15 protein-coding genes and 1 tRNA gene are annotated in these 25251 nt (G+C 37.2%); 9 read left to right on the top strand and 7 right to left on the bottom strand.

All coding sequences use genetic code 11. The features are described from left to right. Positions 1 to 294: 294 nt before the first annotated feature. A tRNA-Glu gene (locus ACFIMG_RS08915) sits at positions 295 to 369 on the bottom strand. A gap of 1342 nt (positions 370 to 1711) precedes the next feature. Here ACFIMG_RS08915 and ACFIMG_RS08910 point away from each other — a divergent pair. Next, on the top strand, positions 1712 to 3028 hold the full coding sequence (locus tag ACFIMG_RS08910; RefSeq protein ID WP_375679220.1) for a homoserine dehydrogenase: 1317 nt from the start codon (positions 1712 to 1714) through the stop codon (positions 3026 to 3028). A 141-nt stretch (positions 3029 to 3169) separates the two neighbouring features. Further along, entirely contained in the window at positions 3170 to 4156 is a 987-nt protein-coding gene (gene glpX / locus ACFIMG_RS08905) for a class II fructose-bisphosphatase (protein WP_375679221.1), read from the top strand. A 105-nt stretch (positions 4157 to 4261) separates the two neighbouring features. Here the strand turns inward: glpX and ACFIMG_RS08900 are convergent, their stop codons facing one another. Then, a complete protein-coding gene (locus tag ACFIMG_RS08900) occupies positions 4262 to 5368 on the bottom strand; it encodes a branched-chain amino acid aminotransferase (RefSeq protein ID WP_375679222.1) in 1107 nt (368 codons plus the stop codon). Positions 5369 to 5678: 310 nt separating this feature from the next. Between ACFIMG_RS08900 and ACFIMG_RS08895 the strand changes: the two genes are divergently transcribed. After that, positions 5679 to 5954 carry a hypothetical protein gene (locus tag ACFIMG_RS08895; RefSeq protein ID WP_375611528.1) on the top strand — a complete coding sequence of 92 codons (276 nt, stop codon included), beginning with the start codon at positions 5679 to 5681 and terminating at the stop codon, positions 5952 to 5954. Positions 5955 to 6131: 177 nt separating this feature from the next. Here the strand turns inward: ACFIMG_RS08895 and ACFIMG_RS08890 are convergent, their stop codons facing one another. The 3 genes from ACFIMG_RS08890 to ACFIMG_RS08880 all read right to left on the bottom strand — a co-directional run bounded on the left by ACFIMG_RS08890 (position 6132) and on the right by ACFIMG_RS08880 (position 11790). Next, positions 6132 to 8648, bottom strand: a complete 2517-nt coding sequence (locus ACFIMG_RS08890; protein WP_375679223.1) for an SPOR domain-containing protein — start codon at positions 8646 to 8648, stop codon at positions 6132 to 6134. 151 nt (positions 8649 to 8799) lie between these two features. Then, entirely contained in the window at positions 8800 to 10557 is a 1758-nt protein-coding gene (gene argS, locus ACFIMG_RS08885; protein ID WP_375679224.1) for an arginine--tRNA ligase, read from the bottom strand. Between the two features lie 30 nt (positions 10558 to 10587). Beyond that, complete coding sequence (locus tag ACFIMG_RS08880) at positions 10588 to 11790, bottom strand: deoxyguanosinetriphosphate triphosphohydrolase (protein ID WP_375679225.1); 1203 nt, start codon at positions 11788 to 11790, stop codon at positions 10588 to 10590. 108 nt (positions 11791 to 11898) lie between these two features. Between ACFIMG_RS08880 and ACFIMG_RS08875 the strand changes: the two genes are divergently transcribed. The 5 genes from ACFIMG_RS08875 (at position 11899) to glmS (ending at position 17444) form a co-directional block, all read left to right on the top strand. Continuing rightward, on the top strand, positions 11899 to 12222 hold the full coding sequence (locus ACFIMG_RS08875; RefSeq protein ID WP_273791197.1) for an iron-sulfur cluster assembly accessory protein: 324 nt from the start codon (positions 11899 to 11901) through the stop codon (positions 12220 to 12222). Positions 12223 to 12261: 39 nt separating this feature from the next. Beyond that, positions 12262 to 13251 (top strand): carboxypeptidase regulatory-like domain-containing protein, encoded by a 990-nt coding sequence (locus tag ACFIMG_RS08870; RefSeq protein WP_375679241.1) that lies wholly within the window; start codon positions 12262 to 12264, stop codon positions 13249 to 13251. 43 nt (positions 13252 to 13294) lie between these two features. After that, positions 13295 to 14083, top strand: a complete 789-nt coding sequence (locus ACFIMG_RS08865; RefSeq protein WP_375610470.1) for a cytochrome c biogenesis CcdA family protein — start codon at positions 13295 to 13297, stop codon at positions 14081 to 14083. 14 nt (positions 14084 to 14097) lie between these two features. Beyond that, a complete protein-coding gene (gene glmU, locus ACFIMG_RS08860) occupies positions 14098 to 15447 on the top strand; it encodes a bifunctional UDP-N-acetylglucosamine diphosphorylase/glucosamine-1-phosphate N-acetyltransferase GlmU (RefSeq protein ID WP_375679226.1) in 1350 nt (449 codons plus the stop codon). Between the two features lie 173 nt (positions 15448 to 15620). After that, positions 15621 to 17444, top strand: coding sequence for a glutamine--fructose-6-phosphate transaminase (isomerizing) (glmS, locus tag ACFIMG_RS08855; RefSeq protein ID WP_375679227.1), 1824 nt, complete (start codon positions 15621 to 15623; stop codon positions 17442 to 17444). Between the two features lie 354 nt (positions 17445 to 17798). Here the strand turns inward: glmS and recG are convergent, their stop codons facing one another. Beyond that, positions 17799 to 19907 carry an ATP-dependent DNA helicase RecG gene (gene recG / locus ACFIMG_RS08850; RefSeq protein WP_375679228.1) on the bottom strand — a complete coding sequence of 703 codons (2109 nt, stop codon included), beginning with the start codon at positions 19905 to 19907 and terminating at the stop codon, positions 17799 to 17801. Between the two features lie 402 nt (positions 19908 to 20309). Here recG and dnaE point away from each other — a divergent pair, with 402 nt between their 5' ends. Continuing rightward, positions 20310 to 23777 (top strand): DNA polymerase III subunit alpha, encoded by a 3468-nt coding sequence (gene dnaE, locus ACFIMG_RS08845; RefSeq protein WP_375679242.1) that lies wholly within the window; start codon positions 20310 to 20312, stop codon positions 23775 to 23777. A gap of 192 nt (positions 23778 to 23969) precedes the next feature. Here the strand turns inward: dnaE and ACFIMG_RS08840 are convergent, their stop codons facing one another. Beyond that, positions 23970 to 25217, bottom strand: a complete 1248-nt coding sequence (locus tag ACFIMG_RS08840) for an FAD-binding protein (RefSeq protein ID WP_375679229.1) — start codon at positions 25215 to 25217, stop codon at positions 23970 to 23972. Between the last annotated feature and the right edge of the window lie 34 nt (positions 25218 to 25251).

The raw sequence follows: 25251 nt of genomic DNA, 5'->3' as shown, positions 1-25251 counted from the left end.
CGGCTGGTTTTAATTTAAAAATTAACAGCAGACGCGAAAATATGACTTATAAATTACCGTATCGCGAGCTAGAATCTTCTAATTCTTATGTTTTATCGATTCTTATTGTTATTAACTATGCGCAGTAAAGCACTATCCTCGAAATGCAACAAAGAAATTAATCACCTAATGATTCTTGTATCCTTTTTACGAAGAGATTCCTTTTAAAATCTTATTCCCTCATTTTTATTTATGCATCCCTCATTTTTAAAAACACAAATAAAATGAATATATTACACATAGAAAAAAGAAACATGGTACGCCCAAGGGGAATCGAACCCCTGTTTCCGCCGTGAAAGGGCGATGTCCTAACCGCTAGACGATGGGCGCAAACCAATGATGAGGCTTATAGAGAGGATCTTTTTACTTCGCAAGCCCTCTGTGTCATTTTTTTTGAAAAAAGTGTGTTTTATTGAATAATTTTTGAGCGATTCCTGTTTAGATCATTTTATTTTCTAAGATTTTTTGTAGAAAAAATATAAAGTTATCATGATTGATAGAAAATTTTGATGTGGGTATCATCTCAGGGAATGATATTTTCAGTTTGAGGAGTAGGCAAAAATGATCAAAAACAGCATTTTTATGTATTTATTTTTTGCATATTTTATCGCTTGTTATCTTTGCTCACCACATGAGAATATTATTTAACTTGCTTGAAAGAGCCTTTATACAGAAGATTTCTCATTTGAGCTTATCATAAAGCAAAAACTGTATAATTTATGAAGTAGAAAGACAATATTTATTACCAAATTAACAAATAATACCAATCATACAAAAGTTTTTTTGATGAATAATCCATAGATTATTTGCAGTTTAACAAAATATAAATAGATATCTGTATGCTAAAAATGAAAATATTAAATCAATTTTTATAGAATATATGAAGAAAATATTTTTTTATATTTACTTTTACATGTCTGTAAAATTTTTAAAATTAAAAACCATTCATTTTCTCTTTTACATATTGAGAAGGTTCTTGATTTGAAAATGAATTAGTGTGGATAAAGGGTAGATTGAGTTTTTTCTCATTTCAATTCGCTAGTTTTTTAAAGAGGTGGCAATAAGTTGAGATAAAATATTCGAATTTTGCAAATTTATTCTCCATATTTATAATATTTCAGAATTAGGGTGTGCGCATATTAAGTCTTGTTTTTTACTTTAATGTAAGGTTCTATTTTGATATATGAGTGCGTTAAGATTTTTGCATTAAAGATTTATAGTTAAAGCTATGGAATGGTAGGAAGGAATGTGTTATCATTTACTGATCTACTTTCATTTTATCCATTCCCTAATTTATCATATGAAAGAATGTTTTTTGTTCCATACTTGTTGATTTAGAAGAGATGTTTTTATTCTTTCTTACCAAGTCTTCAATATTCTTTAACTTGTTATTGATTATTTTTTAGAACTTTTTTTATGGAAACTTGCATTTATCTGTTTTACAGATTTTCATTCTGAATTAGATATTTTATAAAGATTCTGAAATCTTTGAAGACAATAAATATTATATTTTTAGGAATGTTGATTGAACAAGCGGGGATAATTCTATTAGAGAAAATGAAATAAATAGAGCAGGGTATTTCTTTTGTTCTTATGAACATAAGTACTTTTTGTGTTGATTGGCACATCATTTAAACGATTTTTCAATGAAGATAGGGATCAGTGGTTAATAATGGCAGAATCTTTAAAGGTTGGTGTTGCGGGACTTGGTACAGTTGGTACTTCAGTTGTTCGAATTCTATGTGAAAAAGCGAATAGTTTAGCTTGTCAATGTGGGCGATTCATCAAAGTTGTTGCTGTTAGTGCGCGTGATAAAGGTCGCAATCGTGGAATTGATCTTAGTGATATAAAATGGTTTGATTCACCTGTGGAGTTGGCTGCTTCTGATGAGATTGATGTTTTTGTAGAGTTAATTGGTGGTGAATTGGATGTGGTGTATACCGCTGTTAAGAGAGCGCTTGAGGCGGGACATCATGTTGTAACAGCCAATAAAGCTCTTCTTGCTCGACATGGAGTAGAGCTGGCTATAATTGCAGAAAAAAAAGGTGTTTTTCTTCATTTTGAAGCAGCTGTTGCAGGGGGGATTCCTGTTATCAAAGCGATGAGAGAATCACTTGTTAGTAATCGCATATCGCGAATTTATGGTATTCTCAATGGAACCTGTAATTATATATTAACACGTATGTTTACGGAAGGTCTTTCATTTAAAGATTGTTTAGCAGATGCACAGAGACTTGGGTATGCTGAAGCAGATCCAAGTTTTGATATTGAGGGAAATGATACTGCTCATAAATTAGCTTTGTTGACAAGCTTGGCATTTGGAACTGCTGTTTCGTTAGATGATGTTTATGTTGAAGGAATTCATAATATTTCGCAAATTGATATTCGAGCAGCTGATGAATTGGGGTATCGGATTAAGCTTTTAGGGGTTGCATTAAAAACGGATTCTGGAATAGAGCAACGCGTTCATCCAACAATGGTACCAACATCCTCAATGATTGCACAGATAAATGGTGTAACCAATGCTCTTTCTATTCAAAGTGATTTATTAGGTGAATTACTGTTTTCTGGTCCTGGCGCCGGAGGAAAGGCAACAGCATCAGCCGTTATTGGTGATTTGGCTGATATAGCAAAAGCACGTTCTGGTTTTCAGTATGCACCTGTTTTAAGACGTCCAGCATTAGAACTTGCTCCTCATAAAAAAGCACGTATTTCGCATCATGCAGGTGGTTATTTTATTCGTTTAAATGTTCATGATCGTACTGGTGTTTTTGCCGCGGTCGCAAGGCATATGGCTGATAATCACATCTCATTGGAGTCGATTGTTCAAAGATCTTTTGTAGAAGATCAAATTGAAAAAACAATTATTTTAATTACGCACGAAACAACAGAGGTGAATGTACGACAGGCACTTGCAGAAATTGAAAAAGATGGACATCTTGTTGCAAAATCTCAATTTATTCGTATTGAACCTATGGCAAAGAATTGATAACTTTCTTGATAATAAAAAAGCACGCTTGAGTTCTTTTATCTCTTGTGGAAAATTTTCATCTTTGCCAAAAAACTTTATTCTTAGTATTTAATAAGGACTCATATTTTTTCTGGTATTCATTCGGTAGGATTTTTTCATATGCCCACAACTCAGAAGATTTTAAATGGACTTGATCGTATTTTGACGCTTGAATTGGTACGTGTTACTGAACGTGCTGCTGTTGCTGCTGCACGCTGGCGCGGACGTGGCGATGAAAAGGCAGCGGATCAAGCTGCTGTAGATGCAATGCGGCAGGAACTTAATCGATTGCCTATTGATGGTACAGTGGTGATTGGTGAAGGTGAGCGGGATGAAGCGCCTATGCTTTATATTGGAGAAAAAGTAGGTCTTCAAAGTGGATTGGCGATCGATATTGCACTTGATCCACTAGAGGGAACAACACTTTGTGCTAAAAATATTGCCAATTCTTTGGCAGTAGTTGCAATTGCTGAAAAGGGTAATCTCCTTTATGCACCTGATGTTTATATGAACAAAATTGCTATTGGTCCTGGTTATCCAAAGGGAGTAGTCGATATAGATGCTTGTCCTACCGATAATATACATGCTCTTGCGAAGGCTAAAGGAGTGACTGTTAATCAGATTGTTGTTTGTATTATGGATAGACCTCGTCATGAAAAATTGGTTAATGAAGTACGAGCGACAGGGGCGTCGATTCGCTTGATTGGGGATGGAGATGTGGCTGCTGTTATTGATACAACTGATCCAGAAGAAACAGGTATTGATATCTATATGGGGATTGGTGGAGCACCTGAAGGTGTCTTAGCTTCTGCTGCTTTACGCTGTATTGGAGGACAGATGCAAGGTCGTTTGCTGCTAGATACAGAAGAGAAAATTGCTCGTGCAGCTAAAATGGGGATTAGTGATCCCAATAAGGTTTATACAATGGAAGAAATGGCAAAGGGTGATGTTTTGTTTTCAGCAACAGGGGTGACAGATGGCAATATGCTTTCTGGTGTTAAATTTACATCTCGTTACATTCAAACGGAAACTCTCGTAATGCGCTCCCATACGGGTACAGTCCGTAATATTAAAGCGCAGCATAGAGATCATTCAAAATTTGATTAATGTTTTCTTTTTTGTCACTAAAAATAGAGGGAGTTTTTCTAGGAAAAACGCTTCCATGAATCTACTTTCATGGAAGCGTTTATAGATATGAGAATACCTTAAATATTATGAGAGCTGGACAGAATGTACCCAGCCATTTTTATCTTCTATGTTCCCTTTTTGAATGCCAACCAATTGTGTACGAAGCTGCTTTGTAACTTCTCCAACTGTTTCATTTCCAATAATAAATTCTCCCCCTTTATATCTAAAACGACCAATTGATGTGACAACGGCAGCTGTACCACAAGCAAAGGCTTCTTTAAGGTGTCCACTCTTTGCATCTTCTTGAAGCGCTGTAAAAGAATAAGGACGCTCTTCTATTTTTAATCCCATTTGTTGAGCTAACCTTAAGATTGAATCACGGGTTATCCCTGGAAGGATAGTTCCATTAAGAGGGGGGGTTACAAGTGTATTATTGTCCATAATAAAGCAGACATTCATACCACCAAGTTCTTCAATCCATTTATGTTCAATCATATCAAGGAAGAGTACTTGGCTACAATTATTTTCAGTTGCAGTTTTTTGTGCAAGTAAGCTTGCTGCATAGTTTCCACCACATTTGGCAGCCCCTGTTCCTCTTGGACCGGCACGACTATAATCTGTTTCAATCCAGACGCTGACAGATTTTTCTTCTCCTTTGAAATAGGATTCAACTGGAGAGGCTATGACACAAAAAAGATATTCTTGAGAAGGGCGGACTCCCAAAAAGTTTTCATTGCCAAACATAAATGGACGGATATAGAGGCTAGCGTTGGGCTGATCAGAGACCCATTTTTGATCAATCTTTACTAATTGATGAACGGCATCCAGAAAAATATCTTTTGGCAATTCTGGCATAGCTAAACGCCTCGCTGATTCTATAAAGCGTTGTGCATTGGCATCAGGACGGAAGAGCAAGATGCGTCCATCTTTTGCACGATATGCTTTTAAACCCTCAAAAATTTCCTGTCCGTAATGTAAAACGGTACTTGCAGGGTTAATTTCTAAAGCTTTGTATTGAGAAATGATGGCATTGTGCCAGCCTTTGTCTTCAGTCCATTGAATAGTACACATGTGGTCTGTAAAAAATTGACCAAAACCGGGACTTTTTAAAATTTCTTCATATTTTTCTTCTGACAGAGGAGATGGGTGTTTTTCTATTTTAAAGGGAAGCGATGATATGGGAGATTTCATAAAAAACCTTTTGAGTATGTTTCATTTTTATTAATAAAAATAATGAAATATTTTGATTATAACTCTATTATTAACAAAACCTTTGTGTCAATGTTTTATTATAGAATACAAAGGGGTTTATTATAGAATTCAAAGGCTAGAGTAGGGTAGATATTTTAATTCTATCCTCGCTTCTTTTTCTCAACTTTATGAAGTAAACTGGAACTTTTGTCTATAATTATCGTTTTCTCACAATAAGTATCTGAATAATTTCATATATGCATATTTTCTAGAAATTTAAAGGTAAGGGAATTGAGAAAAGGAATCCACTATGATTGATAAAAATTATCACACATATGAAGAACGTATGGCCGCAGAAAGAAGAGGTCGTGAACAACCTGTTTCAATCGCTAAGGGTATTTTTGCTATTCTTCTTGCGATGGTTATTATCTGGTTTATTTTTGGTTTTTTAGGATCTTTTTTTGCAAAATCTCCTGAACATAGTTCGCGTTATAATACCCCAGAAACTAGCCAAAGTGTAACAACGCCCAAAAAAGATTTAAATTCACTTCCTCCTGTACCTTATACCTATAAGGGTACGGAGTAATTTTTTCGTAAATATAATCTTTTAGATAGGGCGAAAATCGACGTAGATTAAGGAATAAAGTCAGCACAAAGACATAAAAAAGAGAGGAATGATTATAATTTCTGAAGTTTTTGATAAGTAATTAAATGGTATGGAAATAAATAATGCAACGGTTGTTAAAACCGTTGCATTATTGGTTTAGCGTGTGATGAAGCAGCTTCCACCAGAACTTTTAATGGATTCACAAAGGATTATGGCTTCATTACGGTCTTGCGCTTGAATCCGAACACGGTAATAAGTACCTTTTCCTGGTATAAAAGCGGATTGAATATTTAAAGAACGGGCACCGATAAGGAATCCAAATTTAGATTTCATATTTTTTAAAGAATTTCTAGCGAGCTCATACGTTGGTTGAGATGCAAGTTGTACGTAATAACTTTCTGAATTTTGTGCTACGACTCTGTTTGGTGATATGGGGCGAGACGCGGCTGGTGTTTCAACTTGTGTATTTCTTTCTGCATGGGAAGGGATAGGGATAAATTTTTCTTCAATATTTGAGCTAGAATTATTTTCTGCGATTATTTTATCAATATTATTTTTGAGATCATGATCTCTTTCTTGGTCGTTTATATCAGAATCATGCGACGAAACAAGGGACGAATCTTGAAGTTCATTAGAAGTTTGATCAATGCTTTCTTCAGATTGAGCAGCAGTTTTGCTGTTTGTTTGATGCGCGGGGACTAGTGTAACTGTACCATCTTGATTGACAATAACAGTTTGTACTTCTCGCATTGGAATAGTATGATTTATGGCTTCTGTGACTGCATCTTCAACATCAGATTCATTTAAAGACGATGAGGAAACGCTTGAAGATTCTTCAGGGTTTAATTCTTTTAAATTTTCAGGTTGTTCAGAGTTATCAATAAGAAATTGTTGTGTATTTTCTTGTTTCTCATTTTGTTCAGTTGTTTGTTTATAGATATCTAAATTATGTGCAACATCATTTTTCGTTTCAGTTGTTTCTGGTTTGAATTTAAAAGGCGTATTATCAGCGTGGATAATGACCGTTTCTTCATTTTTTTGTGATGGCATAAAAAAATGAGAATAACCAGCAAACCCAAGTCCTATTAAAATAAGTATAAAAAAACCTTTAATGAAAGTTTTACCAAAAATAAAACTTTTTAAGGGAGGAGGAGCTGATGGAGGTGTGGGAACCTCATCTGAGTTTGTGTATGATGAATTCTCGCTAAAAGTGGGAAAATTATATTCCATATTGGCAGAAGAAAAATAGTCGGAATTTTGTTCTTTAGAGTTTATATAAACACCTTCTTTTGAATTTTGCATAGACTGATGAAAAACTTCACTAAAAACCTCATTTTTCTGTTGTTTTTGAGAAAAATTATCCGTTGGGACATTCCCTACATTGAGTACATCAGCAAATTCTTCTTCTAAACCACCATTAGTTGGCACATCATATTCTGGTGCTTCATACGGGACTTCTGGAACCATAATAGGACCAGTTTTTTCTACGATTTCCTCTGAAAATTTATAAGTATCAACATTGGGAGGGGGAGTATCTCTGTGCGTATAGTTATGGGCAAAAAAGCCATCCGTTTGTTTTGTATTTAAAGAGGGGGATGAGGAAAGAAACTCATCTAAATTATTTTCATTATATGAAATTTCTCTATTTGGGTTAGAGGCACCTTCGGCGTTATTGATGTATTGGGCTCGAGCCTCATCATATATCGGAACTTTTTCGCCATAAGTTTCTTGTTGTGAGGGGTTTTCTGCAAAAAAATGGGGATAATTGATTGTATGATCTTCTTGTGAAGCCCCCTTTAAATAAGATTGTCTATCAACTGGTGGAGAATCTAAAGGTGAGGAGAAGGTACTTGTTGTTTGATTTCTTGCAGTGTTTTGTCTTTCTGACACAAGATTAGAAGATGAGAAAAACTCATTTTCCTCTGTAGAAGAGGAGACATCAGGATAATCTTTTTTAATCCAAATTTCTTGATCAGCTGAAATTTTATAGGGATGGTTTATAGGAGTGTCATAGAGGTTTTGATTGTCCTCATAAGTTTTTTGTATATTCGTAGTCTCAGGTTGTTGTGAATTTATTTGTGAAAAACGATTGGTTTGTTCAACATCTTCTGGCGTCTCTCTCTTATTTTCGTGCCTTTCAGATTTATCAAAAAAGAAATTTTCTGATTCTGATTGTGACATAAGATTACTTTTTTCAAGAAAAGGATCTGCACTGGTTGCTGTTTTTTTCTGTTGATGTGATTGATTCTTTGGGATTGGTAATGGAGAAAGCTCATCTAAAATTTGTTCTTCATCATGACTGCTAGGTGAAGAATATTTCTCTTCAGATAAATTATTTTGTTTTGAATGGTTGAAAGAAGAAGATTGTGCAATATCTGAGGCTGTTGCGTTGCTGGTTGCATGCAAGTCCCATTGTTTTTTTTGATCATCAAACGGTAAGTCATGTGCTAAATTATTTTCAAGTTCCTCTTCTAGAAAGGACAAATCAAAATCATCATCATGGGATGATATTTCGGGGTGAGATGTTGATCGTTCTGTTTTTAAAGAAGATTGCTCATTTTTGTTTCCGCTTTGTTTGTGCGGATTAAAAATGCGCGTAAGCCTTTCTAAAGGATCATGGTGTTCATGATCGTGTTTTGTTTCGTGTAGATTTTTGCGATCGTTATCGCTCATAGCTTTTCTCACATGGTGGTTTGCACTTACGTGCAATCAATGGTTGATTTTGATTTGTTATATTAAAATTATAAATTTTCCCCCTCTCATGCAATGATACATGAAAAAGTTTATCAATAGAGTACCTATTGTATGTATTTATAGAACTTTTTCAACGCATTTCTATGGGTGCTTCGACTCCTATGATGGTAAGCCCTGATGATAAAATATTGATAACAGCTTGTATCAATCCTAATCTTGCAAAGGATAACTCTTTATCATCAGGTTGAATAAAGCGTAAATTGAGATTTTCACTCCCTTTATTCCAATGGGTGTGAAAGCTGGAGGCAAGGTCATAAAGGTAAAACGCTAATCGATGCGGTTCTTTATGAATTACGGCCTGTTCAATGATACGTGGATATTCAGAAAGTTTGCGTATTAACAATATTTCATGGTCATCTGTTAATCGATGAAGATGGGCAATCAATGTATTATTTGAAAAGCTTTTAATATGAAGCGCTTCTTGTGCTTGACGAAAGACTGAGTGACAACGTGCACTTGCATATTGTACGTAAAAGATGGGGTTATCTTTTGATTGTTCTGTTACTTTTGCAAAATCAAAATCAAGAGGTGCTTCACACTTACGGTATAGCATCATAAAACGCACAGGATCACGCCCAACCTCTTCGACAACATCCCGTAGAGTGACAAAAGATCCTGCTCTTTTTGACATGCGTACAGGATGACCGTTGCGAAAAAGTTTTACCAATTGACACAAGAAGACACTTAATTTAGCTTTATCCCCAGAAATTGCTTTTGCCATTGCCTCTAGCCGCTTTACATAGCCAGCATGGTCTGCGCCTAGAATATAAATCATTTCATCAAAATGACGATTAAATTTATCCCGAAAATAAGCAACATCAGCAGCAAAATAAGTGTAAGAACCGTCAGATTTGACTAAAACACGGTCTTGGTCATCACCGACATTTGTTGAACGGAACAAAGTTTGTTCGCTTGGTTCCCAGTCTTCTGTATTTTGTCCTTTGGGAGGGGGGAGTTTTCCTTTGTAGATATAACCATTTAAAGTGAGGTCGTTGATGGTGTTACGAATGGCGCGTGCATTATCTGCATAAAGCATTCGCTCAGAGAAAAAGATATCATGATAAATATTAAGAGCAGCCAAATCTTCGCGAATCATGGACATCATTGCATGAATTGCACGTTCTTTCACAAGAGATAAGGTTTCATCTTTATCCATCGTGAGGAGTTGGTCACCAAACTCTTGAGCAAGCGATTGACCCAATGGTATCAAGTATTCTCCAGGATAGAGTCCTTCTGGAATTTCATTAATTTCTTGCCCAAGAGCTTCACGATAGCGCAATAGTACCGAATGGGCGAGGACTTCGATTTGTTGACCCGCATCATTGATATAATACTCTTTTGTAATGTTATAGCCCGTAAATTGTAGCAAATTGGAGAGAACATCCCCAACAACTGCTCCGCGGCAGTGTCCTACATGCATTGGTCCAGTGGGATTTGCTGAGACATATTCAACATTGACGCATTTTCCTTGTCCCATTGGAATACGACCATAAGAAGTGCCTAATTCAAGCATAGATTTTATAGCATCTTGCCAAAACAATTTTGTAAGCTTTATGTTTATAAAACCAGGACCGGCAACATCTATATTTTCGATAGAGGAATCATTTTTAAGAAGTTCTATGATTTTATCTGCAAGTGCACGTGGATTGATTCCAATAGATTTTGCAAGCACCATAGCAGCATTGGTTGATAAATGACCGTGGGAGGAATCACGCGGAGGATCAACAGTGATTTTTGATAAATCTAGATCTTCTCCATTTTTTCCTTTTATATCAGATAATTCAATTGATCTCTTAATTTTTTTTTCGAAGTTTTTAAAGATATTCATATTTAGCTTCCATGATGATGCCAAAAGCCATTAAACGAAATTATCTATATGGTCAAATAAACGCTGATATTCACGTAGAGCGTAGTGATCCGTCATGCCTGAAAGAAAGTCAGCAATCAAACGTGCTAACTCTTGATTTTTTAAGTGCACTGTTTTGCTCTGCCAACTTTCAGGCATTGTATTTGGATTTTCATAATAACAATTGAATAATTTTTGTACAATGCATTTTGCTGTATTGCGACGACTAAGAACTTGTTCATGGTAGTAAAGATTTTTAAATAAAAAGTTTTTTAGTTCTTTTTCATAAACGGTCATTGTCGGTGAAAAGGTGACAATGGTTTGTTTTGCTTGGTGAATATCGTTTATGCTTGTTGGTTTGATTCGTGCTAAATTTTCTTGTGATTGTTTGATAACATCTTCAACCATGGTTGTTATTTGTCTTCGTACAAGTGTGTAACCGCGACGCGCTTGGTCGAGGTGGGGATGCTCATCTGTTATATCTTTTAATATTGCTGCTGTTAGTGAAACATGTTCAAATTGATCAAGTGTTAAAAATTGCGAACGTAGACCATCATCAATATCATGCGCATTGTATGCGATATCATCTGCAATAGCAGCACATTGCGCTTCTAGTCCTGCAAAACAATCAAGTGCAAGGTCTTGTTTCGCATTGTATTGTAAAATATCGATAGGAACCTCCTTATTCTTCGCGTAAGGACCTAAAAGGGGGCCATTATGCTTTACAAGTCCTTCGAGGGTTTCCCATGTAAGGTTAAGTCCATCAAAATTTGCATAGCGCTGTTCTAGTTTTGTGACAATGCGTAATGCTTGTGCATTATGGTCAAAGCCGCCATAGGGTGTCATGGCTTCATTAAGAGCATCTTCTCCTGCATGGCCAAAGGGTGTGTGTCCAAAGTCGTGAACAAGGGCAATGGCTTCGGCAAGGTCTTCATCAAGACACAGGGCGCGGGCTAATGTTCGTGCAATTTGAGAAACCTCTATGGAATGGGTTAGGCGAGTACGGTAATGATCGCTTTCATCAGCAATAAACACTTGCGTTTTATGTTTAAGACGTCGAAATGCATTAGAATGGATAATACGATCTCTATCTCGTTGAAAAAGTGAGCGTGTGGTGCTCATCGTTTCATGGTATAATCGACCACGGCTTGTTTGTGGATGAGCACTGTATACTGCTCGAGATTGGTAATTGAAGTTGATATTGCCTATATCCATTGCAAGCTGTCTATTATCATCTTAAAATTGAGAGTGGTTTATGAGAAATAAACTGCTCTTTGAGTGTAGGATACTCTTTCTTGATGGTTTAATGCAAGGATATATAAAATGAATGTGAAAATTTCAGATGTTGCTGCCAAAAAAATTGCACAGATACTTTTGCGTGAACCCGATAAAATAGCATTACGTATTTCTGTTGAAGGTGGTGGGTGTTCTGGTTTTTCTTATAAATATGACTTGGTTTCTGAAATGTGTGAAGATGACCTCGTCCTCAAAAAAGACGGGGCAGTTGTGTTTATTGATTTACTATCACTTCCTTTTATGGAAGGAGCTGAGATTGATTTTGTTGATGATCTTATGGGGCAATCTTTTCAAATCCACAATCCCAATGCTGTTTCATCATGTGGTTGTGGTGTAAGTTTCTCAATTTAAAATGATGGCTGTGTGATATTGTTTCTTGAAAAAAAGATCATGTTGGTCAACAATGCAAAAATGGGTATTCTTATAAAAATAGTGCACCGATGTGTATGGTTGTGCGTGGTGCTTGCTTTATTGACTTGGAGCCACTGTGCTTTTTCTGAAGCAGGAGAAGGGCAAGATCAGCAGCAGAGACAATCAAGGAGTTTTATTGTAAAGACTCAAGAGCAGGAGAACGAAAACTTAGCATCTCAAACACAACTCATTTTGAATGCTCGATTAACAAATAGTCATCCGGATATTGAAGAAGGGCTTGTCTGGCGGGTTTATGCCCCTATTCTAGGGATTGATAATAAATTACCATTAGTGGCAACCTATAAGGGGGGAAGTGCACGTTTTGATCTCGAACCAGGAAATTATCTTGTTCATGTCTCATTTGGTCATATGAGTGCTGTGCGCCATATTCGTTTAGAAAATGGGCAGAGTCTTGTAAAAAACTTTAATCTTGAGGCTGGTGGTGTCATTTTAAATGCAACACTTCTCAATGGCGTAATGAATGAAAAGGAACTCCGTTTTACTATTTATGAGGATGAAAAAGAAAATGATGATACGGGAGTGATTATATCAAATGTTAAACCCCAATCAGTTGTGCGTTTAAAAGCTGGCCGCTACCATGTTGCTTCCCATTATGGTTCCATTAATGCGACGGCTCGTTCGGATATTCAAGTGGATGCTGGTAAAATAACAGAAGTTACTCTTGAACATCAGGCCGCTCAGATTGTCTTAAAACTGGTACGACAAGAAGGAGGGGAAGCGCTTGCAGATACAAGTTGGTCTCTTGCCAATGATTCTGGTGATATCGTTTATGAAACAGTAGGTGCGTATGTTTCACTCGTGTTAGCGGAGGGAGAGTATATTGCAATTGCTAAAAATAAAGATAAAATCTATCAAAAAGTTTTTTCAGTCGTTTCTGGTCATGATGAAGATATAAGTGTGGTAGCGAATGAAGAAAATATGCAACAAATTGATGAAGATGTGGATTGATCGTTGTTCATGGGGGTAAACTATGATGAAAGACGGGGTATGAATTTTGATTGAAATTTCAACAGTTGGTGTGTTTTTTGCTGGGGCACTCTCTTTTTTGTCACCATGCGTTTTGCCATTAGTTCCTCCTTATTTGTGCTATATGGCAGGGGTTGGTATTGATGATTTTCGTTCAGAAAAGCCTGATGAGAAAGTCTTTATCCGGTGGGCTTTATTATCTTCTGTTATTGCTTTTGTTCTTGGGTTTACGACTGTTTTTGTTGCTTTAGGTGCCAGTGCTAGTACAATTGGGAAATTCATCGGTTATTATCGTGATTGGTTTGCCCTTGCTGCTGGAATTGTCATTATTATTTTTGGTTTAAATTTTTTGGGGATTTTCAAGATCGCTTTTTTATTTCGTGAGGCGCGTTTTCAGACCAAAAAAACACCTGCTGGTCCTTTAGGCGCGTATATTATCGGTTTAGCTTTTGCCTTTGGTTGGACACCGTGTATTGGCCCTATTTTAGGTCCTATTATAACGCTTGCTGGAACAAAAGAAACTGTGGGAGAGGGAGCTGTTCTCTTAGCGGTTTATGCATTAGGTCTTGCTATTCCTTTTATGTTAGCAGCTTTATTTTCGAGCAGTTTTATGCGATTTTTAGGAGCTTTTCGTATTCATTTAGGAAAAGTTGAAAAAATCATTGGTGTTTTTCTTATTCTTACAGGGATTTTGTTTTTAACAGGTTCTATGCAGGATCTTTCATTTTGGCTTTTAGAACATTATCCTTCGTTGAGTTATATTGAAGATATTCGTTGGCACAGTATTATGAATTTTTTTGGATTTTCTCGTTAGTCTTATGTGTTTTTATGGTTAGAAGCTGTCTTTCTATTGTTCTTGCCGCAGGTGAGGGGACGCGCATGAAATCGTCTCTGCCTAAGGTACTTCATAAAATTGCTGGATTGCCTCTTATATGCCATGTTCTAAAACAAATAGAATTGGCAGGCTCTTCACAATTAGCGGTTGTTGTGGGATATGGTGCTAAGGAGGTTATGCACGTTGTTCAGTCATTTGTAAAAGATGTAATGATTTTTGAACAAAAAGAGCGTTTAGGAACTGCCCATGCTGTTTTGTCTGCTCGTTTAGCTTTGCAAAAGGAGGTGGATGATGTGCTCATTGTTTTTGGGGATACTCCTCTCATTCAGCAAGATTCATTGCACCAAATGCGTGCACAGCTTGCTGATGGAGCAGATGTTGTTTTTGCAGGTTTTCATACCAAACATCCAACAGGTTATGGGCGTCTTCTCGAGAAAAATGGTCAATTGATTGCAATTGTAGAAGAAAAAGACGCTAGCGATGAAGAAAAAAAGATTTCTTTTTGTAACGGTGGAATACTCGCTATGCGTGGAAAACATGCACTTTCTCTTTTAGAGAAAGTTGGTAATAATAATGTGAAAAAAGAATATTACTTAACAGATATTGCTTCTCTTGCAACACGCGAAGGATTAGATGTGCGTGTTGTTGAAGTTCCTTTTGAAGATATTGTAGGAATTAACGACGGTTTTGAGCTTTCTGAGGCTGATTCTTTGTGGCAAAAACGTAAAGCGCGCGATTTAATGTTATCGGGTGTTACACTCTTAAAGCCAGAAACACTCTATTTTTCTTATGATACAGAAATTGCACCAGGGGTGGTGATAGAACCAAATGTTTATTTTGGGTTAAACGTAAAAGTACAATCTGGTGCGGTTATTCATGCATTTAGTTATCTCGAAGGTGCTGTGGTTGGTAGAGATGCACAGATTGGTCCCTATGCACGTTTGCGTCCTGGAACAGAGTTGGCTAAGTCCGTAAAGATTGGAAATTTTTGTGAAGTCAAACAAGCTAAGGTAGGAGAATCTTCTAAAATCAATCATTTAAGTTATATTGGTGATGCCGAAATTGGTGCACATACCAATATTGGAGCCGGTACGATTACTTGCAATTATGATGGATTTAACAAATATAAAACCATGATTGGTGATCATGCTTTTGTTGGGTCTAATACGGCACTTGTTTCCCCATTGGTAATAGGGGATGGCTCTTATGTTGCTTCAGGAAGTGTTATTACTGAAAATATTCCTATGAACAGTATGGCTTTTGGGCGTGCACGACAGGTTATAAAAGAGGGCTATGCGACAAAATTTCGAGAGCGTTTGTTAGAAAACAAACAGAAAAAATGATTATTTTCAGCTTATTCTTTTGTTTCGTGTTAATCTAACGATGGATGGAAGATTTATTCTTAAAGATTGCCGTATTCCATGTTTGAATTATTTTTATTATTTATAGTTTTAAATAAAGGCTGTTGGATTGTTTTGTAAAATTTGAATCTTAAGATGTGGGTTGGAGCTTTTTAATGTGTGGAATTATTGGAGTTCTTGGAAAGAGGTGTGTTACGTCCTCTTTGGTTGAGGGGTTAAAACGTCTTGAATATAGAGGGTATGATTCATCTGGGGTGGCAACGGTCTATAATGGGCATCTTTATCGTGTACGTGCTGAGGGGAAGCTTGTTCATTTAGAAGAAAAATTAAAAAAAACACCTCTGGAGGGAAGTTTAGGGATTGGTCATACCCGTTGGGCTACGCATGGAATTGCTGTTGAACGCAATGCGCATCCCCATGTGACTGAAAAGCTTGCGATTGTTCATAATGGTATTATTGAAAATTTTGTAGAACTGCAAAAGGAACTCATAGAGGATGGTTGTATCTTTGAAACAGAGACGGATACGGAAGTTATTGCACATTTAATAACGCGTGCATTAAAAGATGGTCTTTCTCCGCAAGAAGCCATACGTACCAGTTGGAAAAGGCTGCAGGGGGCTTTTGCTATTGCTCTTATTTTCGAAGGTGAAGATAACCTTATGATTGCGGCTTGTTCTGGTCCACCTCTGGCAATTGGTTATGGAAAAGATGAATTTTTTGTGGGGTCAGATGCCATAGCTTTGGCACCATTCGTTGATTATATTAGCTATATGGAAGATGGGGATTGGGCTGTTCTCACACGGGAAGGTGTTACAATTTATGATGCTAATAATCAACCGGTAAAACGTCCTGTGACGACATTACTTGAAGGGGCTTTATTGATTTCTAAGGGTAATCATCGTCATTTTATGCACAAGGAAATGTTTGAACAACCTGAAGTGATTTCTCATAATTTGGCGCATTATCTTGATCTTGGAAATTATGTCGTTCGACCCCTTGAGAATTTGATTGATTGGAAAAATATTCATCGTCTCCTTTTTGCGAGTTGTGGAACGGCTTATTATTCAACCTTAGTTGCGCGCTATTGGTTTGAGAAATTTGCCGCTTTAAGTGTTGATAATGATGTTGCTTCGGAGTTTCGTTATCGTGAACCTCCTATAACGTCTGATGTGTTATCGCTGTTTGTTTCTCAATCTGGTGAGACAGCTGATACATTGGCTTCTTTGCGTTATTGTCGTGAGCGGGGTGTAAAAACAGCAACAATTGTGAATGTAGAGCAATCAACAATGGCAAGGGAGGCTGATTTTATTCTCCCAACACTTGCCGGACCGGAAATAGGTGTTGCTTCAACAAAAGCTTTTACCTGTCAATTGGCAACGCTTGCTTCACTCGCTCTTAGTGCGGCTAAACAACGTGGCTATCTCTCGGCTCAAATAGAAAAGCAACTGGTTCAACAGTTGGCAGAAGTTCCACGTATTTTAAATGAGGTCTTAAAATTAGAGAGAAAAATTGAATGTATTTGTCGTGATTTGGTGAATGCAAAAAGTGTTCTTTATCTGGGACGTGGAACTTCTTATCCGATTGCTTTGGAGGGAGCTCTTAAACTGAAAGAGCTTTCTTATATTCATGCTGAAGGTTATGCGGCAGGTGAATTAAAGCATGGACCAATTGCTCTGGTGGATGAGACAATACCCGTTATTGTTGTTGCACCTTATGATCGGTGGTTTGAAAAAACTTTTTCTAATATGCAAGAAGTGGTAGCGCGTAATGGTCGTATTATTTTAATAACCGATAAAAAAGGAGCAGAGGTGGCTTGTCTTAAGACTTTATCAACGATCACTTTGCCAGATGTTCCAGAATTTATTTCTCCTATTATTTATGCACTCCCTGTTCAGTTAATCGCTTATCATACGGCTGTTTTATTAGGAACAGATGTTGATCAACCCCGTAATTTAGCAAAATCAGTCACGGTTGAATAAAAGTATATTTCTGAATCTTTTGGAGAATAATCAAGTGTAAGAAATTGATTTATAATGAAACTTATTTTTTCATTTTCTCTGTTGAACGAGAATGCTGTAGACAGTTTTTTTCTTTCTCAATCCTTTACGATAAAACGAAAAATATTTTCTTACCTATCAAAAAATGGATCAGCTATGTGAATATAATGGTAAAAAAGACGCAATATTGCTTCTACTGTTTTAATGCAGTTGATTTGTTATTCGTTCATGAAGCATAAAGATGGTAAGAGACTGCGTAGATCATTTATGGGTAATTCTAAGAAAAAACCATATTTGAACAGAGAGATATTTAAGTTTTTTATTAGAGGGTCTTTGTTATCCTGCTCGTAAGAGGCGTGCAGCATCGTTGTGTCCGAAAAGATAAAGGAGCAACCGTAAAGCTTGTCCTTGCTCAGAAGAAAGATGAGGATCGCGTTGTAAAAATAAACGAGCATCTTTTCTTGCCATTGACAAAAGATCGCTATGAACTGCAAGGTTTGCTATATGAAATTCAGGGACTCCAGATTGTTTTGTACCTAAAAGCTCTCCTTCGCCTCGTAGGCGCCAATCTTCTTCAGCGATTTCAAAACCATCTTCTGTATTGCGGATAATATTAAGGCGTGTTGCTGCTGTTTTAGTCAGTGGATCTTTATAGAGCAAAATGCAGGAAGACTTTTTATCGCCTCGTCCTACACGTCCACGTAATTGGTGCAATTGTGAAAGGCCAAAATGTTCCGCGTGTTCGATGATAATGATCGAAGCATCTGGAATATCTACTCCCACTTCAATGACTGTGGTTGCAACTAAAATACGTGTATTTCCACATTTAAAAGATGCCATAGCGGCTTCTTTTTCTGCTGTAGACATTTTTCCATGGATCATACCAACGTGTGCTCCAAAGCGCTCATGGAGAAATGCAAAGCGGTTTTCAATTGAAGTGAGATCAAGAGCTGTCGATTCCTCTACTAAAGGACAAATCCAATAGAGTTTTTCTCCTTTTTCTAATGCAATTGCGATTCTCTCTATAAGCTCATGAAGACGTTTCAAAGAAAGCGTTGCTGTTGTAATGGGTTGTCGTCCCATTGGTTTTTCGGTAATTTTAGAGACATCCATATCACCAAAAGCTGTTAAGACAAGTGTGCGCGGAATGGGCGTGGCGGTCATAACCAGCATATCAGCTTTATTGCCTTTTTCTGTAAGAGCGATACGTTGATGGACACCAAAACGGTGTTGTTCATCGATAATGGTTAAAGCGAGATTATTATAAGTAACACTGTTTTGTATGAGAGCATGGGTTCCGATGACAATAGAAACTTGACCTGACAAAATATCATTCACGATGTTTGTCCGCAATTTCCCTTTTTCTCGTCCTGTTAAAAGCGTTGTTTGTAATCCGACCTTTTCGGCAAGAGGAGCGATGGTGGCAAAATGTTGCCTAGCAAGCACTTCAGTTGGTGCCATTAAAGCTGATTGTCCTGAATTTTCAGCAATTTGTGCCATTGCCATCAATGCAACAACAGTTTTTCCTGCGCCTACATCACCTTGAAGTAGTCTTAGCATCGGTTCTGGTGAAGCAAGATCATTTGCGATATCTTCTACTGCTTTTTTTTGTCCGGTTGTGAGTTGAAAGGGGAGGATATTAAGCAATTTTTTAGTATAAATTCCTGTTGATGGTCGAGAAGTGCCAACAAGAGATTTAGTTTTCAAACGCACGAGTCCTAGTGCCAATTGACAAGCGAGCAATTCATCATAGGCAAGACGTTTGCGTGCTGTACTTTCTAAGGATAGATCATTGGGGTTAATGGGCGCATGGATACGGCGTAAAGCAACAGAAAAAGAAGGAAAATTTTGCTGCTTTTTTACATTTTCATCTATCCATTCTGGTAGAAGAGGAATAAAATCAAGAGCGTTTTGTATGGCGCGTCTTAGTGTCTTTACAGTTAGTCCGGCAGTAGAGGGATAGACAGGTTCGATCAGAGGTATCTGATTTGATTGTTCGCTTGGGGCAATATAGTCTGGATGCGCCATTGAAAGCTGTCCATTAAACCATTCAACTTTTCCTGATATAATGACTTTTTTTCCTTCGGGGAGTTGTTTTTTTAGCCAAAGAGGTTGAGCATGAAAAAAGACTAAATTTATTTTTCCTGTGTGATCATGGGCAATAACACGATAGGGAATTCGGTTGTGACCACGGGGTGGTGGTTGATGCTGATCGATGATAATTTCGAGCGTAACAGTATCTCCTTCTTTTGCACAAGCAATGTTGGGACGCATTCTGCGGTCTATAACGGAATGGGGCATTAATTGAAGAAGGTCAATAAGGGTTGCTTCGCGTTGTGTGGGATTAACATCTAAGAGTTTGGTCAATAAACCATAGACTTTAGGTGTAATACCAGAAAGAGTTCGGATAGAATTAAAAAGTGGGGTAAGAAGACTTGGAGGCATGAGCAAATTTAACCTGCCCTTTTTGTTTTTTCTAGACCTTTAGAAGAGCTTTTTGGGGATAAAGTCATAAAGACAAGGTTGCTTTATTTACACATTGAACTTTAGGAAGAGAAATTAATATTTAAAGAAAAATACAATTAAATGGTCAAAAATTAAAGTGCTTAGATGAGGTATATTGTTTTTCTTTTTATTTTAGGTGTTTATTTGCTGTGAATAGAAGCATTTTCTTGATAGAACTCTCTTATAAATATTAATAAAATTGGGATATTGCTCCTATGTAGGATGATGAATTTATAGCTTTAAAGTTTGATGATAAACAGAAGTTTTTTCTTTTATAAGGGGTGCTGTTTAGCATTTATTTTGTAGTGGGAAATTGTGAGAGTGGTAAAAAATAAAATGCAAATGCAAGAGAACAAAAATTCTCTTCCTCGCTTTATTCATTTGAGAGTGCATTCAGCTTATTCCTTGCTCGAAGGGGCTTTAAAAATCCCCCAAATTATTCAACAGACGATTTCAGATCATGCACCAGCGGTTGCTATTACCGATACCAATAATTTATTTGGTGCTTTGGAATTTTCACAGCATTGTCTTTCTCATGGGGTCCAACCTATTATTGGTTGTCAGCTTACTGTTGATTTTTGTGATGAAAATGATCATTCACGTTTGGCTAAATGGCGTAATCCTTCTGATTTTTGCTCTATTGTTCTTTTGGCTGCTAGCGAAACCGGTTATGCTCATTTGGTTCGTCTTGTGAGCCGTGCTTATCTTGATAAGTGTGATACTGATCCTCCTCATATTAAAGCTGATTGGTTGTCAGAACACAGTGATGGCATAATCGCTTTAACGGGTGGAAAGGGAGGACCTATTAATCTTTCTTTGGCAGAAGAGAAAAAAGAACATGCTGTTGAGCGCTTAATTTATTTGAAAAAATCTTTTGCTGATCGTCTTTATGTGGAGTTACAACGGCATGGCTCTTATGACCGGAGAGTAGAAGCTGATCTTATTGAATTGGCTTATGCGCATGAAATTCCTCTTGTAGCAACGAATGAAGCCTTTTTTCTGAAAAGAGAAGGGTATGAAGCGCATGATGCGCTGATGGCTGTTTCAGAAGGACAAATTGTCTCTAATCCAGATCGCAAACGTGTGACACCAGATCATTATTTGAAGTCACAAGATGAAATGGTTACACTGTTTTCTGATCTTCCAGAAGCTTTGGAAAATAGTGTTGAAATTGCATTGCGTTGTCATATTGCCTCGCCTCTTCGAAAACCGATATTGCCTCGTTTTATAGAACAATCTGTTAATTCAGAAACTACTTTAGAAATAGAAGATAGTGAGTTGTTAAATCAGGCTAAAGTTGGTTTGAAGATGCGGCTTGAAACAATAGGGTTGGCTGAAGGGTATACGATTGCAGATTATGAACAGCGGCTTGATTATGAAATTTCAGTTATTACGCGTATGCAATTTTCTGGATATTTTCTTATCGTTTCAGATTTCATAAAATGGGCAAAGGTTCATGACATTCCCGTTGGACCAGGACGGGGTTCTGGTGCTGGTTCACTTGTTGCTTATGCATTGACAATTACTGATGTGGATCCCTTGCGGTTTTCTCTTCTCTTTGAACGTTTTCTCAACCCAGATCGTGTTTCGATGCCAGATTTTGATATCGACTTTTGTCAAGAGCGGCGCGAAGAAGTTATTCAATATGTTCAAAAAAAATATGGACGTGATCAAGTTGCTCAAATTATTACCTTTGGTAAGTTACAGGCACGTGCAGTTTTGCGTGATGTGGGGCGTGTTTTAGAAGTTCCTTATCGTCAGGTGGATTATCTTACAAAATTAATTCCTGCCACGCCAGGAAGTCAGGTAGAATTAGCTGATGCTATTAAGGATGAACCTAAATTTGAAGAGGAAAAGAAAAAAGATCCCGTTGTTGGCCGCGCATTAGATATAGCACTTCAGTTGGAGGGACTTTATCGTCATGCTTCAACTCATGCTGCTGGGATTGTTATCGGAGATCGTCCACTTTGGGAGCTTGTCCCGATGTATCGTGATCCTCGTTCTGATATGCCTGTTACACAATTTAACATGAAATATGTGGAACAGGCGGGGCTGGTAAAATTTGATTTTCTTGGATTAAAAACGCTTACTGTTTTGAAAATGGCAGTCGATTTTGTTGCCAGAAAGGGGATTAAAATAGATTTATCAAATATTCCTCTGAATGATGAAGCAACCTATGCTATGATGGCACGTGGTGAAACGGTTGGCGTGTTTCAGGTGGAAAGTTCTGGTATGCGCAAGGCGTTGATTGGAATGAAGCCAGACCGTATTGAAGATATTATTGCGCTGGTTGCACTTTATCGTCCAGGTCCAATGGAGAATATTCCAACCTATAATGCACGCAAACATGAGGAAGAGGAAATTGCTTCTATTCATCCTAAGATAGATCATCTGATTAAAGAAACACAAGGTGTTATTGTCTATCAAGAACAGGTGATGCAGATTGCTCAGGTTCTTGCTGGCTATTCGCTTGGAGAAGCTGATTTACTACGTCGTGCTATGGGGAAAAAAATTCATGCTGAAATGCAAAAACAGCGTACGCGTTTTATCAATGGAGCTGTTGCAGGTGGTGTGGATAAAGATCAAGCTGATATTATCTTTGATCTTTTAGCAAAATTTGCCGATTATGGTTTTAATAAATCGCACGCTGCTGCTTATGCAATTGTTTCTTACCAAACAGCTTATATGAAAGCAAACTATCCCGTTGAGTTTTTAGCTGCTTCAATGACATATGATATGACGAATACAGATAAGCTCAATGATTTTCGACGCGAAGCATTAAGGTTGGGTATTGAAGTTATTGCACCTTCTATACAAACATCTCATCGTGTTTTTGAGGTTGGTGATAACTGTATTTATTATTCTCTTGCTGCCATTAAAGGTGTGGGAGAAACTGTTGTAGATCATATTGTTTCTTGTCGTGGGAATAAGATTTTTAAGGATTTGGAAGATTTTTGTGCGCGTGTTGATCCTCGTATTGTTAATAAGCGTGCGATGGAAAGTTTAGTTTGTGCTGGTGCTTTTGATTGTTTTAACATTGCACGTGAGGTTTTATTAGCCAATCTTGGAACCCTTCATGCGCGTGCACTTCGTATTCTCGATGACAATTCTAGCGGGCAGGTTGATATATTTGGAATGGCAGGCGGATTAAAAGAACCATTGATTTTATCGCAAACAACCCCTTGGTTGCCGGCTGAGAAACTTTATCGAGAATTTCAAGCTATAGGTTTTTACTTTTCTGCGCATCCTTTGGAGGAGTATCAAGCTATTCTGGACAAAAAACGCATTCAGACTTGGGGTAATTTTGCCAATGCCGTTAAAGGAGGAGCAACAGCTGCACGGCTTGCTGGAACTGTTGTGGCAAAAAGCGTGCGCAAAACAAAATCTGGTAAAAAAATGGGAATTATTCATTTTTCTGATACAAGTGGACAATATGAAGCAGTTCTCTTTTCTGAGGCACTCTCGGATTATGAAGAGATGCTAGAACCCGGAAAATCTTTTATTATTACGGTGAGCGCAGAAAATCGTTCTGAAGGAGTTAGTTTGCGAATTGAAACAATTCAGTCTTTGGAAAATGAATCATTACAACAGCATAAAATGATGCGTCTTTTTATAAAAACAGTTGATATGCTTCCACAAATTGAACAAAATTTAAATCTTGGGGGGAATGGAGAGGTTGGGCTTATTTTAATTCAAGAGGATGGATTGCGAGAAGTCGAAATTGCGCTTCCTAAGCGATATAAGGTAAATTCACATGTCGCAAATGCTATGAAATTAATTCAGGGTGTTGTTGATGTAGAATTGAGTTAAAAAAAGATTAAAGATGGGAGCTGATTTTGAGTGGTGTTTTTGCTTTTAGGAGAGCTAAAAATTGAGCTTTTAAAATCGGATTGTAGATTTCGAAAAATATTGCTTTTATTTGAGTAAATTATGATATTTTTTTAGTGTCATAAAATTAAAAAAATCTCGTTCTTTCGTAATATTCAAAGTGCCGGAAGAATTTTATAAGTTTTTATCATTATTTTTTATAGAATTCATCGCATCATACATGTAAAGCCAATTGAGATCTGACATAATGCTCTCTGGTGTACGAATTTTCATCATGAGATTGCGTGCAATTGCTATGGGACCGGTTGCGTGATAGGCTAATCTATTGAAATCTGCGCGTTTTTTTACTGCTGCAATACGGGGGGTGCGTATTGTTTCGTAAAGCGAAAGTGCTTTCGTTAATGAAAAATCTTTCAATGAAAGTGCTTTTGCTAATGTGGCGGCATCTTCGATTGCCATAGCGGCACCTTGTGCTGCAAAAGGTAAGGCAGCATGTGCGCAATCGCCAACAAATACTTGTCTCTCTAAACCGATAAAACGATTTTGTTTCATTTGAAAGAGTGGCCAATAGCTCCATTCATCAATATGATCAAAGATTTCTAAGATTTTTGAATTCCAATCTTTAAAAAGAGATTTGAGTTTTTCTTTATCTCCTTTATGGGCCCATCCTTCTTTTGAATTTTCTCCATGCGTAATGGCGACAAAATTAAAAATTTTTTCTGACGATTGAATGGGGTAGACAACAAGATGATTTTTTGATCCCATCCAAGCCGTAATTGTCTTCATATTTTGCAATGAAGAACGAAAGTTTTGAGGAAGATTATCAGATGTTGTTGTTGCACGCCAAGCAATAAAGCCACTAAAATTTGCTTTTTCATGAAAAGGAGATTGTTGCCGTAATGTTGACCAAACGCCATCACATCCGATCAGGAGGGGCGTTGAATAAAGCTGTTCTGTTGCCGTATCTGTTTTTATTGTCGTGATTTTAATGTTGCTTGCAGATTGGGTAGAAGATACAATCGTTTCGCCTACTTTGTATTTGATCAAAGGATTTTCAATCACTGCATTATATAAAATTTTTTGTAAAGCCGCGCGGTGAATCGTCATATAAGGGGCTTTCCAATATTTTTCTGTTAGATTAATAAGATGAGCCCGTAGATGTATTTTTAAAGATAATCCATCTTTTAACTCAAGAAAATATGGGATTGTCGCGACTTCAGTGAGTTTGTTAAGAAGTTTCCAGCGAGCAAGAATAGATGTTGCATTTGGTGTCAGTTGAATACCAGCGCCTATCGTTTCAAGTTGCTTACACTTTTCGATAATGGTGCTTGCAATTCCTTTATGAGCGAGTGCTAAAGCAGTGCTTAAACCAGCAATCCCTCCTCCAACGATGATGGGTGATTGTTCCACAAATGATTTCATATTAAACAAGCAGAATTAAAAGAGGGGTTATTAA

Source organism: Bartonella sp. AP11XZML, from assembly GCF_042196445.1.
In the GTDB taxonomy this organism is placed as follows: domain Bacteria; phylum Pseudomonadota; class Alphaproteobacteria; order Rhizobiales; family Rhizobiaceae; genus Bartonella.
Note: the sequence above shows the minus strand (reverse complement) of the source record. Positions and strands in the feature narration are given on the sequence as shown.

Excerpts from the sequence above, each read along its gene's own strand:
- ACFIMG_RS08910 (WP_375679220.1), top strand. The coding sequence starts at position 1,712 with ATGGCAGAATCTTTAAAGGTTGGTGTTGCGGGACTTGGTACAGTTGGT.
- glpX (WP_375679221.1), top strand. The coding sequence starts at position 3,170 with ATGCCCACAACTCAGAAGATTTTAAATGGACTTGATCGTATTTTGACG.
- ACFIMG_RS08900 (WP_375679222.1), bottom strand. The coding sequence starts at position 5,368 with ATGAAATCTCCCATATCATCGCTTCCCTTTAAAATAGAAAAACACCCA.
- ACFIMG_RS08895 (WP_375611528.1), top strand. The coding sequence starts at position 5,679 with ATGATTGATAAAAATTATCACACATATGAAGAACGTATGGCCGCAGAA.
- ACFIMG_RS08890 (WP_375679223.1), bottom strand. The coding sequence starts at position 8,648 with ATGAGCGATAACGATCGCAAAAATCTACACGAAACAAAACACGATCAT.
- argS (WP_375679224.1), bottom strand. The coding sequence starts at position 10,557 with ATGAATATCTTTAAAAACTTCGAAAAAAAAATTAAGAGATCAATTGAA.
- ACFIMG_RS08880 (WP_375679225.1), bottom strand. The coding sequence starts at position 11,790 with ATGGATATAGGCAATATCAACTTCAATTACCAATCTCGAGCAGTATAC.
- ACFIMG_RS08875 (WP_273791197.1), top strand. The coding sequence starts at position 11,899 with ATGAATGTGAAAATTTCAGATGTTGCTGCCAAAAAAATTGCACAGATA.
- ACFIMG_RS08870 (WP_375679241.1), top strand. The coding sequence starts at position 12,262 with ATGTTGGTCAACAATGCAAAAATGGGTATTCTTATAAAAATAGTGCAC.
- glmU (WP_375679226.1), top strand. The coding sequence starts at position 14,098 with ATGGTTAGAAGCTGTCTTTCTATTGTTCTTGCCGCAGGTGAGGGGACG.
- glmS (WP_375679227.1), top strand. The coding sequence starts at position 15,621 with ATGTGTGGAATTATTGGAGTTCTTGGAAAGAGGTGTGTTACGTCCTCT.
- recG (WP_375679228.1), bottom strand. The coding sequence starts at position 19,907 with ATGCCTCCAAGTCTTCTTACCCCACTTTTTAATTCTATCCGAACTCTT.
- dnaE (WP_375679242.1), top strand. The coding sequence starts at position 20,310 with ATGCAAGAGAACAAAAATTCTCTTCCTCGCTTTATTCATTTGAGAGTG.
- ACFIMG_RS08840 (WP_375679229.1), bottom strand. The coding sequence starts at position 25,217 with ATGAAATCATTTGTGGAACAATCACCCATCATCGTTGGAGGAGGGATT.